General features: G+C 68.8%; 10 protein-coding genes. 4 read left to right on the top strand and 6 right to left on the bottom strand.

Translation table 11 applies throughout. The features are described 5' to 3' along the window. From ACFYZR_RS31220 to ACFYZR_RS31235, 4 genes are all read right to left on the bottom strand, one after another. Complete coding sequence (locus tag ACFYZR_RS31220) at positions 1-516, bottom strand: DUF6879 family protein (RefSeq protein ID WP_391916572.1); 516 nt, start codon at positions 514-516, stop codon at positions 1-3. Next, a complete protein-coding gene (locus ACFYZR_RS31225) occupies positions 497-763 on the bottom strand; it encodes a hypothetical protein (RefSeq protein ID WP_391916575.1) in 267 nt (88 codons plus the stop codon). Before ACFYZR_RS31225 ends, ACFYZR_RS31220 begins: the two co-directional genes overlap by 20 nt. A gap of 1,449 nt (positions 764-2,212) precedes the next feature. Further along, complete coding sequence (locus tag ACFYZR_RS31230) at positions 2,213-3,433, bottom strand: IS30 family transposase (RefSeq protein ID WP_391916577.1); 1,221 nt, start codon at positions 3,431-3,433, stop codon at positions 2,213-2,215. 113 nt (positions 3,434-3,546) lie between these two features. After that, positions 3,547-4,008 (bottom strand): ricin-type beta-trefoil lectin domain protein, encoded by a 462-nt coding sequence (locus ACFYZR_RS31235; protein WP_391916580.1) that lies wholly within the window; start codon positions 4,006-4,008, stop codon positions 3,547-3,549. Positions 4,009-4,412: 404 nt separating this feature from the next. Here ACFYZR_RS31235 and ACFYZR_RS31240 point away from each other — a divergent pair, with 404 nt between their 5' ends. After that, complete coding sequence (locus ACFYZR_RS31240) at positions 4,413-4,946, top strand: NUDIX hydrolase (RefSeq protein ID WP_391916583.1); 534 nt, start codon at positions 4,413-4,415, stop codon at positions 4,944-4,946. Positions 4,947-4,951: 5 nt separating this feature from the next. Here the strand turns inward: ACFYZR_RS31240 and ACFYZR_RS31245 are convergent, their stop codons facing one another. Continuing rightward, positions 4,952-5,434, bottom strand: coding sequence for a hypothetical protein (locus ACFYZR_RS31245; protein WP_391916586.1), 483 nt, complete (start codon positions 5,432-5,434; stop codon positions 4,952-4,954). A 221-nt stretch (positions 5,435-5,655) separates the two neighbouring features. Next, positions 5,656-6,258, bottom strand: coding sequence for a hypothetical protein (locus ACFYZR_RS31250; RefSeq protein WP_391916588.1), 603 nt, complete (start codon positions 6,256-6,258; stop codon positions 5,656-5,658). 786 nt (positions 6,259-7,044) lie between these two features. On the opposite strand from ACFYZR_RS31250, the gene ACFYZR_RS31255 reads away from it, so the two are divergent. The 3 genes from ACFYZR_RS31255 (at position 7,045) to ACFYZR_RS31265 (ending at position 14,680) form a co-directional block, all read left to right on the top strand. Beyond that, positions 7,045-8,214, top strand: a complete 1,170-nt coding sequence (locus tag ACFYZR_RS31255) for a hypothetical protein (protein WP_391916591.1) — start codon at positions 7,045-7,047, stop codon at positions 8,212-8,214. Beyond that, entirely contained in the window at positions 8,211-10,250 is a 2,040-nt protein-coding gene (locus tag ACFYZR_RS31260; RefSeq protein WP_391916594.1) for a hypothetical protein, read from the top strand. The genes ACFYZR_RS31255 and ACFYZR_RS31260 overlap by 4 nt, the downstream gene beginning before the upstream one ends. A 3,191-nt stretch (positions 10,251-13,441) precedes the next feature. Continuing rightward, positions 13,442-14,680, top strand: a complete 1,239-nt coding sequence (locus ACFYZR_RS31265; protein ID WP_391916597.1) for an IS256 family transposase — start codon at positions 13,442-13,444, stop codon at positions 14,678-14,680. Positions 14,681-14,908: the final 228 nt, after the last annotated feature.

Below are 14,908 nucleotides of genomic sequence, written 5' to 3' on the forward strand. Positions count from 1 at the left end.
CTAGACCGGCTTGTACTCCTCATGAGACGTGGCCCGCTTCCAGACCGCCTCAAACGCTTCAGTGCACCACGTGGCCAGCGCACCGTCAGAGACGTACTCGCGCTCCATGAGCACGCCGTCCCCGCTGAAGTGGTGGAACAGCACAAGTTTGCCGTCAAAGACCCAGAAATCCACGGCAGGGACAGCCAGGTCCTTGGCCTGGCGGCGGGGGAGCCAGCGGACTTGCTCGCCGGCAGCGGCGTTGGTCACGGCGTAGGCGTACTCCCAGCGCACATACTCACTGAGCGGCTCGGAGACGACACGGGCCCGGCGGACGGCCACACCCCGGGACACAGCAGCGCGCACAGTATCGTGCCAGCCTTCCCACCAGTCCGCCCGGTTGTCCAGGGTGAACCTGCGGCGGCCCTCTCGCCATGCAAGGAAGTCCGGGTCCTCGCTGTGGTAGTGGTCGCGGACTTCCAGATGGATCGCAGACCGCCGGGCTTGGGACAAGGGCTCACGTGCCGGGGGCTTCATCGGCGGAGTCTCCGTCCGGTCGGGGGATGTACTGAAGCATGATCTTCGGCAGCCGGACGACTGTCTCGTGATCCGGGACATCCGCACTGTGACCGGGGACCGAGCCGGTCTCCTTGCACGCCTTCAGCTCCTCCTCGGTGGCCCGATAGGTCTGGATCAGCAGGTCTCCGCTGTCCTGGTCCAGCCAGATCGTGGGCGAGTCGTCCTTGCCGGTGTTCGGGATGATCCCAAGGAACCGCAGCTTCATTCCTACCCGCTCCTCGTGTCGACGTGATTGCGACCGATTGCACGACCATTGTCCCGTCAGCCGAGTCCGTCAAGGGCATCTGTTGGCCAGATACTCGCAGAGCATTGCCGCTTGGCCCGGTAGCTGGGTGTGCGGCGGGTGATCGACTTGGTGTGAGGGGGAAAGCGCTGGGACGTGTATGCCAGCGGGCCTGTCGGCCGGGGCGCTTCCTGCGTCGCGGGGGAGCCGTCCTCTCGGTGTCCCGGCGGCTTCGTGACGGGCATCGGTCTGCAAGTGGTCGGGTCTGCGATGCTGGTTGAGCCATGCCGCCGCCCGCCAGCTCTTCAGTGAACAAGCAGAGGTTTAAATGTTCTGTATGTCTGAGTCGGTGAAAGTGCTCAAAAACAGCTCTGCCTGACTGTAAACCTGCAGGTCGCGGAGTCTGCTCCCCGCGCACGCGGGGATGGACCGCATTCGCGGCGGCGCCCCGAGCCCGCGCCGCACTGCTCCCCGCGCACGCGGGGATGGACCCACGAGGGCGGCCACCCGAATCTTGATGCGGGACTGTTCCCCGCGCACGCGGGGATGGACCCCGTCTCGGGCAGGGCTGCGCCGGGGCCGTCGACTGTTCCCCGCGCACGCGGGGATGGACCCGTCAAGGTCAAAGCCCTCTTCAACCGGCACCTCTGTTCCCCGCGCACGCGGGGATGGACCCGGCCAGGGCGACGTCGTCGAGAGGTCAGCCTGCTCCCCGCACGCGCGGGGATGGACCCAGCTCGGGGTCTTTGCCAAGGCGCGCCGCATGCTGCTCCCCGCGCATGCGGGGATGGACCCGCCGACTTCATGTCGAAGGACCCTGCCCGCCACTGTTCCCCGCGCACGCGGGGATGGCCCCTCCGCTTCCGCCGCTGCGGCAACGCCCCGGCCTGTTCCCTGCACAGGCGGGGATGGTTCCTCGGGCAGGACCCGCATACTGTCGGCGATTACCTGTTCCCCGTGCACGCGGGGATGACCCCGAGCTCACGCCCGGCGGCCGGTGGCGCCGCCCCTGCTCCCCGCGCGTGCGGGGATGGACCCGACGAGGACCTGCCGCCCTACACCGAGACCGACTGCTTCCCGCGCACGCGGGGATAGAGCCGAGAAGTGCGGCCACCGCGACCGCTGCTCCCCGCGCATCGGGGGATGGACCCCGGATCTGCCGCGGGTGGGACGGCCACACCACCTGCTCCCCGCGCGCTCGGGGATCGCCCGGATCAGCTCACGGCGGACGTAGTCGGCCAGCACTGCTCCCCGCCGGCGGGGATGGCCCCGAGCTGATGGCCGACGCCGGGGACGCCGTCTACTGCTCCCTGCGGACGCGGGGATGGACCCGCTGCGCCGTCCGGCACGGTGATGCCGGCCTGTTGCTTCCCGCGCTCGCGGGGATGGCCGGCGAATTCGAGGGGTCGTTGCAACACCGTGGTTGGTTGATCAGGCCGCGAGCAGTTTAGACAGGTGCTCGGCTGGGGTTTCCCAGCCGAGCGTCTTGCGTGGGCGGCTGTTGAGCTCGGCGGCGACGGCGTCGAGGTCCTCGCGGCTGTGGACGGACAGGTCGGTGCCTTTCGGGAAGTACTGCCGGAGCAAGCCGTTCGTGTTCTCGTTGGTGCCGCGCTGCCAGGGGCTGGCGGGGTCGCAGAAGTAGACCGGGACGTCCGTGGCGATGGTGAACGCCCGGTGGGCGGCCATCTCCGATCCCTGGTCCCAGGTCAGTGAGCGTCGCAGATACGCCGGAAGTGTCCTGACTGTCTCGGCCAGGGCGTCCCGTGTGTTCGGCGCGGTGTGGTCGGCGGGGTGATGGACCAGCATCACGTAGCGCGTGGTGCGTTCGACGAGTGTGCCGATCGCGGACTTGTTCTCCGTACCGACGATGAGGTCGCCCTCCCAGTGGCCGGGGACGGCACGGTCGGCGGCTTCGGCCGGGCGCTCACTGATCATGACCATGTCCCTGACCGCGCGGGGCTGGCGCTTGTTGGACCGGCGGTGCGGCCGGCGCCGGGCGCGTCCGGTCCGCAGGGCCTTGGCGAGTTCGCGGCGGAGTTCACCCCGGCCCTGGACGTAGAGGGCCTGGTAGACCGTCTCGTGGGTCACGTGCATCTCCGGCCGGTCGGGGAACTGCCTGCGCAGAGCGTGGCAGATCTGCTCGGGGCTCCACCGCCGGGTCAGATGCTCCTGGATGAAGTCCCGCAGTTCGGGGTTCCGACCGATCCTTCCGGGCTTGGGCCGGGGCCGGCGGGCATCGGCGCGGGCCTGGGCCGCGTGCGGCCTGTAGTGCCACTGGCCGCGCGTTCCGATAGTGCGGTTGCGGCGGATCTCCCGGCTGACACTGGAGGGGCTGCGGCCCAGTTCGGCCGCGATCGCCCGGACGGTGGCCTTCTCCCGCAGCCGGTCGGCGATGTGGATGCGCTCGTCCTCGCGCAGGTATCGCGACGCAGTGTACCGTGGCGTCCGCGGAGCAAGCGCGGGCGCCACGGTCCGGTGGGGACTCGTCCTGCCGTTCCGCCATTCACGGCCGGTCCTCAGGTTGATCCCGACGACCCGGCAGGCTTCCTTGTTCGAGTACCCCAGCTGCATGAGGCGGAAGTGTTCCTCCCGCTCCCGATGCAGCTTCTTACGCCCCTGAGCCTTCCGCACCTTGCGGACCTCGAAGTCCATCGCATCCCCTGAGCTGGGGTGTTGCGACGACCACTAGAACTCAAGCCTGATAGTGGGGGGGGGGCTTTCCCTTGCCGTCGTTCACTTCAACGGAACGGCGACTGGGGAGATCGTCACGCCCAGTACTGGTATTCGTTATCCCCGTCGCAGTTGCCGGTGTAAATCCGATTTGAGGGGTCACTCATCAGGCACAGTTTGGTTTGTGCGTTCTTGAGGACCCAGCCAGGGCCGTAGCTCAGCTCCTGCCAGCGTTGGTACATGTTGCCGTAGCCCTCGCACGCCCCCCAATAGACGCTTCCTCTTGTGCTGCTGTCGAGGCACTGGCCTCCCTCTCGCGCGCCCGTGCTCTTGAATCTCCAGGTGCCGTCGATGTTCTCCTCGTACCAGCCCCCTACCTCGCCGCAGTCCTTCATTACGGCGTAGCTGTTGGGGCCATTGGCGCCCAGGCAGAGACCGGTCTTCTTGTTCTTCCACTGGATCCATCCGTTAGCGGATGCCGGACTGGCAGTGGTTATGCCGATCGCAGAAGCAGCGACGACGGCGACGATGAAGCGTAATGCGCCACGTTTCTTCACGAACGATCACTCGCCTTTCAGGTATGACTGTCTGAATGGGCGTGCATGGTGCCGTGGAGCCTGCTTTGCTGCTATGTCCTGCTAGTTGCTGTGCACACCTTCGCAAGTGCGATGAGCCAGCATTCTTCTGGTTGCGGCCCTGGATGGGGAGTACCTGTTTTCGCCATCTATGTGCACTTGCCTGCCTGCGAGGCTTAGCTGGGGCCTGGCGCTGGCCTAGGGCACGAGGGTGCAAGGAAGGCTACGGAGCTACCAACTAGCCGGTTCGAGGTACTGCGGATGGGACGGCCTGAGGCCCGGCTCCGCCTTCATCTCTCGGCGGCAGGTGCCGTGATCCCGCTCGAACTCCCCGCCTCCACCGGCCCTCTGGGATGCTGGTGGGGACGGCGAGAGGGGCAACACACATGCAGTGGAAGACCCACGGCGAACGGCGGATATACAGCAATCCCTGGGTGAACCTGTGCCTAGTGGACGTAGAGCAGCCGGACGGGCGGCGCTGGGAGCATCACGTCGTACGGCTGCGTCACTTGGCCGTGGCGGCGGTGGTCAATGATCGGCGCGAGGTCTTGATGATGTGGCGCCATCGGTTCATCACGGACTCGTGGGCGTGGGAGCTGCCCATGGGTCTGATCGAGGAGGGGGAGACGCCGGAGCAGGCGGCTGCCCGTGAGGTCGAGGAAGAGACCGGCTGGCGTCCCGGGGCGATGAAGCCGCTGATCTATGCGGAGCCCGCGAACGGGATCACGGACTCGCAGCACTACGTCTTCCGGGCCGACGGCGCCACGCACATCGGTCCCCCAACGGAGAAGAACGAGTCCGACCGGATCGAGTGGATCCCGCTGGACCAGGTACGCGGCATGATCGACCGCCGCGAGATCGTCAGCAGCGGTTCACTCGTCGGCCTGCTGTACGTCCTGATGGACGAATCGATCCGCTGACCGGATCATCGGAGGGTGGCCCGCAGTTGTGTCTCGAAGGCCATGGCTGCGGGCTCCTTGCGGTACGGCGTGAGCTGCTGATGGAACTCCCGCAGGTGTCCCGTCACCCGCTCGGAGTCGACCACCGAGGCGTACCGCAGAGCGCCGGCGGCGGTGTCGCACGCCTCGTCGAGATTGCCGCGCTGGAGCTGGATGCGGGCCAGCCAGAAGGAGTGGAAGGCCCGGCCGCGCTGGTTGCCCGGATGGGCTCGCCGTAGGGCGTTCGCGACCAGTGGTTCGGCGGCGTCTGCTTCGCCGAGACGACCGCGGGCGATGCCCGTGTCCACGATCAGTTTGGCCTCGTCGAAGTACGTGACCCATGACGGGTCGGCGTCGGTGGCGGAAACGCGCTCGAACTGCTTGTGCGCCTCGGCTAGAGCGGCGTGGGTGGCCGACTGGTTGGTCATCGTCGCGTGGGCGAACGCTTCCCGCATCGACAGCATCGCCATGACACGCGGTGTACCACCATGCCATCGGGCACTGTCCTGGGCTGCGGTCGAGAGTGCCACCGCGTCGGCCGGGCGGTCCTCGTACGTCGCCTGGAGGCTCATGCATGACAGCACGTTGGCCATGAATGGGCGGTCGTCGACGACCTTGGCCAACTGGAGTGCTTCTGTGAAGTAGGTGCGGGCCTGGCTGTACTGGCGGGCGTCGAAGTACGTCCAGCCGGTCAGCCTCGCCAGCTCGGCGGCGACCCCGTAGAGGTGCGACGGTACTCTCCTTTGCCCGCTTCCTTGATCAGCTCGACCGCGTAGCGGAGCTGTCCCACGACCGCCGGGCGGAGTGTCTCCCCTCCGTGCTCGTCGTCCCGTCGCCAGTAGTCCTCGATGGAGGAGTGCAGGGCTCGCACGGTGGACGGGCTGAGCTTGGGGCCTGCGGCCACCGCAAGGATGCTGTCCAGATCCGGTCCGGGGAGCGACAGAACCGGATCGGCAGGTGCGTGCGGGAAGCCGCCCTCCTGCCGTGCCGGTGTAGCGGGCTCTGGTCCTTCCCACTCCCGTCGCGCCAGACCGAGCATGTGGCCTGGGATCCGCAAGCCATCGGCCACCCGTTCGATGACGTCCATCTTCACGATCTTGTGCTTGCCGGACGCGATTTCCCCGACGCGGCTCTGTGTCAGGTGGACGAGGCTGGAGATGGTCGCGTTGTACATGCCTGCGCGCTTGGCCAGCTTGAAGACCTGTGCGAAATCGCGTTCTCGGCACGCCGAGATCATCGCCTCGCTCGATAACAAGTGCGCTGGGAAACCAGGCCGTTTTGACGGCATAGACATGCGGGCGCTCCGTGTTCGGGTGACCAGCAGTATTCGGCGTTGCGGCGGTAGGAGAAATGATACTACCCACGGCGGGTATCCAGCTTGGCCTTACTGGCGCACCCGCGCGACAGCCAGTCTCTGAGGCATGGAGCAGACACTCGCTACGACGAACAGACAAGCGGTGGTGCACCGTTGGTCGCGCCACCGTGGATCGGTGAGACTGGCGCGCCATGAGCTGCGGGAAGCCCTGGCGGACTGGGGGCTGGCCTCTCTTGAGGGGGACGCGCTCCTGGTGCTCTCCGAACTGATGACGAGCGCGGTCATGCCCGGGCACGTATCACCGGGGCGTCAGATCGAGACGCGGTTCCTGCCCGAGCCCGAGGCGTGTGCATTCAGGTCGATGACGCCAGCGACCGGCCACCCGAGTTCCGCCCGAGCGTGGAGGGGGGTCGTGGGCTCGTCCTCGTGTCCTGCCTCTCCGACTCCTGGGGCGTGGCCGATCGGTCCGGCGCGGGCAAGTCGGTGTGGGCTGTGTTGACCGTTCCTGGCCGGAGGTGAGCATGAAGGGCGTGTCACCGGCCACGCTGCGGCCGGGAGACCAGGTGATTGATCACGCTGGCGGCGTCCGGGAGGTCAAGGCGATTCGGTGGGGGACGCGCGACCTGGTCGTGGTGTTCAAGGAAGGCCCCCGATGAAGGTCTATCTCAGCGAGGACGTACAGCGGCCTGGCCACCATCGTGGGCCACGATCTGACCCATCGTGTGGATGGTGTCGCGGCGGTGTCGTGGCCGGAGGTCCACTGAGATGGCGGGAACATCGAGCGCCGCACCGGCGGCCGCGGATGTCTTCGCCTACGCGGACCGGCAGATCGAGCAGGCCGCGGCCAAGCTGTGGCCGGGGGCCGTGGTGCGGCTCGAGGTGCACACGCCGAGCGTGACGACCTACGTCCGTCGAGTTCAGGTGGATGATCGGGCCCTGTTCGCCAAGGTCTCGCTGCTGGGCCTGTCGCTGGTGTCGGTACTGCGAGGTACAGCCGGGGACTGGGCCCAGGTCCAGGCCGCCCAAGCGGCCTACCAGGGCTCGCCGGGCACTCTGCTGGAGCGGGAAGCCCGGGGACTGGACATCCTGCGCGAGGAGGCCGGAGTGCCGGCCTGCCGCGTCGCCGGACTCCAGAGCGGGGTGCTGTTCACCGAGCAAGTGACGGGCCCGACGCTGGCCGACCTGCTGGCCAAGGAACCCCACCGCAGCGGCGAGCTGATGACCCGCGTCCTGGTGGAGCTAGCGGGTCTCCAGCAGCCCGCGGTCGCCAGGTCCGTGGACGAAGTGGCGATCGCCGAACGGGGCATTGGCCCGACCTTCCACCGCAAGTTCAACGGCATCAGCGGCCCGACCTACCTGCGCAAAGCAGGGCAGACGGGCGAAGTGCTGGCGGGCATGGTGGGCAGGCTGCGACGGCTGCGACCGGCTCCGGCGGCCGGGCGGCGGCCGGTGGTCTACGGCGACCTCAAGCCGGACCACGCGGTCTTCCCCGGTGGCCCCGAGAGCCGGTCGCAGCCGTCGCAGCCTGCCCACCATGCCCGCGGCCGCCCCCAGACAGATGCGGCGAAGCTGGTCTCGCGGACGGTGCTGAACCTGATCGCCTCCCCTCCGGACCGGGCAGCGGCCAAAGCGATTGTTGGCGGCATCGAGGTCTTCGCCGACGCGATGACCGCCGACCTCGGGCCCGACGAGCGAGCCGCATGGATCAAGCACCTGGTGGTGCTATGGCTGATGGACACCACCAACATCCTCAGCACCTACCTGACCTGCCCGGCCGACCTGCCCTTGCCCGAGCACGCCGTCAAGATCACCCAACAGGCCAAGGTGGTGTGCACCCTGCTCGACCGCACCACCGCGAACCTGCTCGCCGGGACGGACCCGCAGGCGGTGTGGCGGCTCGCCCTGGCCGACGTGGCGAAGGCGGCCGACCGGTGACGCCGCCGGTCGGCGCGGTCGGGGTGATCGGTGCCGGGGCCGTAGGCCAGAGCGTGGCCATGCTGCTGGCCGCCGGAGGCTGGTGCGAGTCCGTCCGCATCGTCTCCCGCACCGGGCTCTCGGCCCAGGCCCTGGTGACCGATCTGGAGGACATGTGCCAGGTCACCGCCTCATCCGTCCGGGCGGTCCACGCCCCCGACGCCGGACAGCTCACCTCCTGCGAAGCGGTGGTCGTCTGCCCACGGGGCGATTTCACCAACACCGCCCGCACCAACATCCGGATGGCCGGCCTGAACGCCAACGCCCCCGTCATCGCCAGCCTCGCGCGAAAACTGGCCCACTACCAGGGACTCGTGGTCATGGTGACCAACCCCGTCGACGTCCTCACCCGCCTGTTCGCCGAGGTCTCCGGCTGCCCCCACGTGTACGGGGTCGGCTCGAACACCGACACCGCCCGCTACCGCCTCACCCTTGCCCGCCTCCTGAACGTGTCCCCACAGGCCGTGAACGGCCACGTGATCGGCGAGCACGGTGACCAGGCCGTGGTGTGCGCGTCGACTACCCGCGTCGGTGACCTGCCCGTGCCGGTGGTGCCCCTGCGCCAGGTCCGCGACGAGCTGACCGACCGTCCCCGGCGGATCAACGCAGGACTGGGCCGTACCCGCTGCGGCCCGGCCGGGGCGGTGATCGCTGCCCTCCGTGCGGGCCTGGGCCTGGACGACGCGGTGACGGAGCTGTGCGTCAACCACGAGGGGCAGTGGAGGGGAATTCCGTTGCGCTTCACCGCCGGAACCCCGACCGTGTGCCTCCCCAGGCTGGACGCCGCCGAGGCCCGTCAGCTGATAGCCGCCGACGCCAAGCTCCGTGATGCCTACGAGCCCCTGGCCCGTCTGTACCTCCCTGCACAATCCCGACAGAAGGAGAAGACCGCAGTGCCCCAGACCGCTGTCCGTATCGCCACGGCCACCCAGGCCGCGACCGTCACCAGCAACAGCCCGGTGGTCACAGACTGGGCTCTTCGCTACTTCGGCCCCTGGTGGAATGCCACCAGCACCGCCCCTGACGCCGACGCAGCGGTGATCGCCGATGTGAACCCCGACCGGGTCACCGAGATCGCCCAGCGCGTGGCCGACCACTCCCACGAGGAGACCGTCTACGCGAACTCGACCATGCATGTCGACCGGGACGACGACGGCACCGTGTCCGCCTCCCAGCCCGATCACAAGCTCGTCTACCGGGCCGAGCCCGGCGGGCCCCTGCACATCTACGGGTACGAGGACGTTCCTGTCGCCTTGGCCGCCGCACGGCTCGCCCGCGAGGTCGTCCGCGGGCAACTCCTGGCGGACGGCTGGTCGACCCTGCACGCCTCCGCCGTCGTCCGCGACGGGCAGACCGTGCTGACCCTGGGCGACAAGGGCGCCGGGAAGACCACCACCGCCCTCCTCCTGGCCCGTGCCGACTGGCAGTTGCTGGCCAACGACCGCGTCTTCATCCGCCGCGAGGACGACCGACTGCGGGTCCTGCCCTGGCCGTCGGCCGCCGCCATCGGCCTGGGCCTCCTCGATGCCCTCGGCTGGTACGACCAGGTCCGCGACCGCGTCCAGCGCGGCGAACAGCTCCACCCCACCCAGCACCAGAAGGTCACCGCCGCCCTCCACTCCGGCAGCCGCACACCTCTGCGGACAGAGGCCGGCAAGGAGCTCAAGCCCCAGTTCTTCCCCGACCAGCTCCACTCCTGGCTCGGCCTGACCTTGGCCACCGAAGGACACGCCGCCCGCATCCTCTTCCCCAGGATCACCCCCGGCACCGAGCCCGCCCTCCTCGACGAGGACCGAAACGTTGGGGTCGGCGACTTCTTCACCGCCGGTACCGAAGACCGCTACCCCGACGTCTTCGGCCTCCTGCCCACCTACCTCCCCGACACTCAGCCTCTACTCGAACTCCTTGGCGAACTTCCCCGGAACGTTCTGTCCCTGGGGCACGACGTGAAGGCGAACACCGACTTCCTCGCGCAGGTCATAGGGTCGACCGCATGAACAAAGGATGGCGGGGGATGTCTCAAGGCATGTCCGCCATCGCACACCACCTGCTTCCTGCGTGTGTGGGGATGACCCCGGCACCACCGTGAGCATCACCTGCCGGGTCGGCTGCTCCCCGCGTGCGCGGGGATGGATCCCAGACCGTGAACCCGGACCAGATCGGCGGGGACTGCTCCCCGCGCGTGCGGGGATGGACCGCGGGTCAAGGTCTACGACACCGGCCTGCACGTCTGCTCCCCGCGCATGCGGGGATGACCCCAGCCGATCTCGATCACGGCGACGCAGTGCCGACTGCTCCCCGCGCATGCGGGGGTGACCCCAGGCCCGGGATTCCTTCCTGGTGGCCTACCAACTGCTCCCCGCGCATGCGGGGATGACCCCGAGCGACAAGGCGATTGGGTGATGAGCGGGTCCTGCTCCCCGCGCCCGCGGGGATGGACCCTCATGACCGGGCGGCGCAGGACGGATACGGCGCTGTTCCCCGCATGTGCGGGGATGGTCCCTGCCGGACCCGAGCGCCGGGAAAACGGACGTGCTGCTCCCCGCCCGTGCGGGGATGGACCCCTGATCGTGGCCAAGCACCGCAACGGCCCCACCTGCTTCCCGCACGCGCGGGGATGACCTCCGTTCCGCAGAGCGGCGCCGGCGCAACAAGGACCTGCTCCTCGTGCGTGCGGGGATGGTCCAGACCATGAAGGCATCGTGCACCGTCGACCCACTGCTCCCTGCGCGTGCGTACGGGGATGGGCCCGCCCGGAACGTCACGATCGGCAAGGAGCACCGCTGCTCTTCGCATGCGTGGGGATGGTCCTGCGACCATGTCGTCGGGCCGCAAGTCGCCGGCCTGTTCTCCGTGCTCGCGGGGATGGTTCCACGCGCGACGACGAGCAGCGCCCGGAGCTGTACTGCTTCCGGCGCGTGCGGGGATGGCCCCGGCCGCATGCAACTGCGCTCCTGCTGGGCGGACTGTTCCCCGTGCGTGCGGGGGTGGTCCCGACGACGGGTGCGTCGAGGTCGCCGACTTCCCTTGCTTCCCGCGCACGCGGGGATGGTCCCGCCTGACCTCGCTACCAGTCGAAGTGTTTGCCTCTGCTTCTCGCAGGTGGGGATGGTCCGGAGCCGGTGGATGGGATGGATGTTACAGGTGTCGGCTGTTGTCTCCCAGAGGTCAGTCGGCAAGCGGCCGGGTCTGCGATACTGGTCCTGTCGTGGTGCCGTCCGCTGGCTCTCCATGACAAGTGGGGGTGGAAGTGTTCTGTATGTCCGAGTCGGTGAAAGTGCTTAAAAACAGCTTCGCCTGACTGCAAGGGTGCAGGTCACGGAGTCTGCTCCCCGCGCGCGGGGGGATGGCCCCGCCGACCGGTGACGGCCCGGACGCGTTCGCGTCTGCTCCCCGCGCGCGGGGATGGCCCCGCGACGACGCTCTGGTTACCTGCGTCCCCGATCTGCTCCCCGCGCGTGCAGGGATGCCCCCCTACCTCGCCAACCGTCGCTCGGACGGTACCGGCTGCTCCCCGCGCGTGCGGGGATGGACCTTCGCTTTGGAGCTGAAGCGCCCGGTCCGGGACCTGCTTCCCGCGCGTGCGGGGATGGTCCCAACTGGGACCCCCGCGATGGCACCGCCGACTGCTGCTCCCTGCATATGCGGGGGATGGCCCCGCGTACGGGCGGACCCGGGAAGTCGTGCGGCTCTGCTCCCCGCGCGTGTGGGGATGGCCCCGTCCAGACGTCGCCAGCCGTGTGTCGGCCGACCTGCTCCCCGTGGACGCGGGGATGGTCCCCACATTCACGTGCGGAATTTCAGCGAGTAGGGCTGTTCTCTGCGCGTGTGGGGATGGTCCCCGAACCACCGGCCCGGCGGTAGCGTCGGGGCCTGCTCCCTGAGCGTGCGGGGATGGACCCCACGACATCTACCGGCCCGATTGGGTGCACATCTGCTCCCCGTGCACGCGGGGATGGACCCCCGCTGCACCCAAGGTCGTGATCCTCTATCGCTGCTCCCCGCGTACATGGGGATTGACCCCGGAACTGGCGCAGCGTCACCGTCTGGGAGGGTTGTTCTCTGTGCGTGCGGGGATGGCCCCGCCAGAGCCATGGGATAGTCGGGCAGCGCCGCCTGCTTCCCGCGTGTGCGGGGATGGCCCCTACGGGTTCGAGTGCGTCAACCTCGGCGACGGCTGCTCCCCGTGTGTGCGGGGATGGACCCTGTGTGGAAAAGCTGGCGGCCGAGGGGTCCACCTGCTCCCCGCGCACGTGGGGATGAACCCCGGCTGTCCTCGCCGCGGCGCCAGGTTGGGCCCTGCTCCCCGCGCACGCGGGGATGAACCCTCGCGCCATGCCGCGTTGCGCTGGTCGTGCAGCTGCTCTCCGCGCACGCGGGGATGAACCTCGGCACAGGCCGAGGCGGTGCGACTTGTAGGCCTGCTTTCCGCGCACGCGGGCTTGGTCCCGGCACTGGGGGCCGCCCCAACCGGCGGCCTCCGCTGCTCCCCGCGCGCGGGGATGGCCCCCTGGCCCGGCGCTGGCTGCCCGGTGTTCTCCACTGCTCCCTGCGTGTGCGGGGATGGCCCCACCTCGCGTTACACGGCGCAGGTCCCCGGCCTCTGCTCCCCGCGCGTGCGGGGATGGACCCGAGACCACTGGAGGGGACGGATGACGCACCGGCTGTTCCCCGCGCACGCGGGGATGACCCCGTGCGACGCTCGCCTATGGCGTACGGTGCTACCTGCTCCCCGCACTCGGGGATGGTCCCGAAGCCCGCGCTGAGGAGTGGATGCTGGCCTACTGCTCCCCGCGCGTGCGGGGATGCCCCCTTCAACCGCAGGCCTTTGACCCCGAATTCGACCTGATCCCCGCGCACGTGGGGATGGACCCAGGGCGCGCCCGACCTCGTCGCTGGTGCGGCCCTGCTCCCTGCGCACGCGGGGATGGCCCTTGGTCTCAGTTGGATTCCTTGGTCCAAATGTTTACCCCCCGCACGCGCGGGGATGGCCCCGCGTCCTGCGCGGCCACCTGGTACTGATCCAGCTGCCCCCGGGCACGCGGGGAAGGGCCGGTTGCGTCCTCGGAAGTGGTGTGCGGGTTTCGTCTGTTCCGGGGGTTTGGTCCGGTAACGGAGTGAGGTCCCGCAAGATGGACGGCCACCGGCTGATCTTCAAGACGCCAAGTCTTTGAAGGAGATCAGCACGATGACCGCACCTGACAGTCTGCCCTTGCACGCCTTCACCGAGGAGAACCTTGCCTCGGCGAGTCCCGACCTGCTCCGCATGATGATCAAGACGTTCGCGGACGTGCTGATGTCCGCCGAGGCCGACGGCTTGTGCGGCGCCGAGTACGGCCAGGTCAGCGGGGAACGCGTCAACCAGCGCAACGGCTACCGCTCACGCGAGTGGGACACCCGGGCCGGCACCGTGGAACTGGCTATTCCCAAGCTCCGGCAGGGCAGTTACTTCCCGGCCTGGCTGCTCGAACGTCGCCGCCGGGCCGAGCAGGCCCTGATCAGCGTGGTCGCCACCGCCTACCTCCTGGGCGTCTCCACCCGCCGGGTCGAGAAGCTCGCCGCCTCGCTCGGAGTGACCCAGCTGTCGAAGTCCCAGGTCAGCGCCATGGCCAAGCACCTCGACGAGCAGGTCGCCGCGTTCCGGAACCGGCTGCTGGACGGCGGCCCCTACACATTCGTGTGGCTGGACGCCCTGACACAGAAGGTCCGCGAAGACGGCCGGACCGTCAACGTCCACGCGCTCGTCGCGGTCGGGGTCAACGCCGACGGCTACCGGGAGATCCTCGGCATCGACGCCGCCTCGTCCGAGGACGGGGCCGGCTGGCTCGCCTTCCTCCGCTCGCTGACCACCCGCGGCCTGCACGGAGTCCAGCTCGTCGTCTCCGACGCCCACGCGGGCCTGGTCGAGGCCGTCGGCGCCGCTCTGCCCGGCACCTCATGGCAGCGATGCCGCACCCACTACTCGAGGAACCTGGCAACGCAGGTCCCGAAGTCCGCACAACCATGGGTGGCGACCTTGCTCAGGACCGTGTTCGAGCAGCCCGACGCCCACGCCGTCCACGCACAGATGACCCACGCCCTGGACGCACTGGAGGCCAAGTTCCCGAAAGCAGCGGCCCACCTGGATGCCGCCCGGCACGACCTGCTGGCCTTCACCGCCTACCCGCACGAGGTCTGGCGGCAGATCTGGTCGAACAATCCCCAGGAACGGCTGAACAAGGAAATCCGCCGCCGCACCGACGTGGTCGGGATCTTCCCCGACCGCACCGCCGTCATCCGCCTCGTCGGCGCCGTCCTCGCCGAGCAGAACGATGAATGGGCCGAAGCCCGCCGCTACATGGGCCGCGAACTCCTCGCCAAGGCCCGCCTCCACCCGATCGAGTCAGAAGACCACGAACCCGCTGTCCCCGCCGAACTCACCGCATAGCCTCAGGAAAAGATCGCCGAGTGGCCGTCGATACACCACTCCAGCGGACGTGACCGAAGGGCCTTCGAGGGGGGCCGGGCAGTGAGCCAGCGCCAGCCTGTTCCCCACGTGTGCGGGCATGGACCCGCGTGCTGGATCGGCAGCGAGTCGTCTCAGAACCTGCTTCCTGCGCGTGTAGGGATGGACCCCACCCGCTGGCCTCGCGTGGCCCGTCTCGCCGCTGCTCTC

The sequence above is a fragment of the Streptomyces sp. NPDC001678 genome (assembly GCF_042892945.1).
GTDB lineage: Bacteria > Actinomycetota > Actinomycetes > Streptomycetales > Streptomycetaceae > Streptomyces.

Coding starts and splice junctions, on each gene's coding strand:
- ACFYZR_RS31225 (WP_391916575.1), bottom strand. CDS start 763: ATGAAGCTGCGGTTCCTTGGGATCATCCCGAACACCGGCAAGGACGAC.
- ACFYZR_RS31220 (WP_391916572.1), bottom strand. CDS start 516: ATGAAGCCCCCGGCACGTGAGCCCTTGTCCCAAGCCCGGCGGTCTGCG.
- ACFYZR_RS31265 (WP_391916597.1), top strand. CDS start 13,442: ATGACCGCACCTGACAGTCTGCCCTTGCACGCCTTCACCGAGGAGAAC.
- ACFYZR_RS31255 (WP_391916591.1), top strand. CDS start 7,045: ATGGCGGGAACATCGAGCGCCGCACCGGCGGCCGCGGATGTCTTCGCC.
- ACFYZR_RS31245 (WP_391916586.1), bottom strand. CDS start 5,434: ATGGCGATGCTGTCGATGCGGGAAGCGTTCGCCCACGCGACGATGACC.
- ACFYZR_RS31240 (WP_391916583.1), top strand. CDS start 4,413: ATGCAGTGGAAGACCCACGGCGAACGGCGGATATACAGCAATCCCTGG.
- ACFYZR_RS31250 (WP_391916588.1), bottom strand. CDS start 6,258: ATGTCTATGCCGTCAAAACGGCCTGGTTTCCCAGCGCACTTGTTATCG.
- ACFYZR_RS31230 (WP_391916577.1), bottom strand. CDS start 3,433: ATGGACTTCGAGGTCCGCAAGGTGCGGAAGGCTCAGGGGCGTAAGAAG.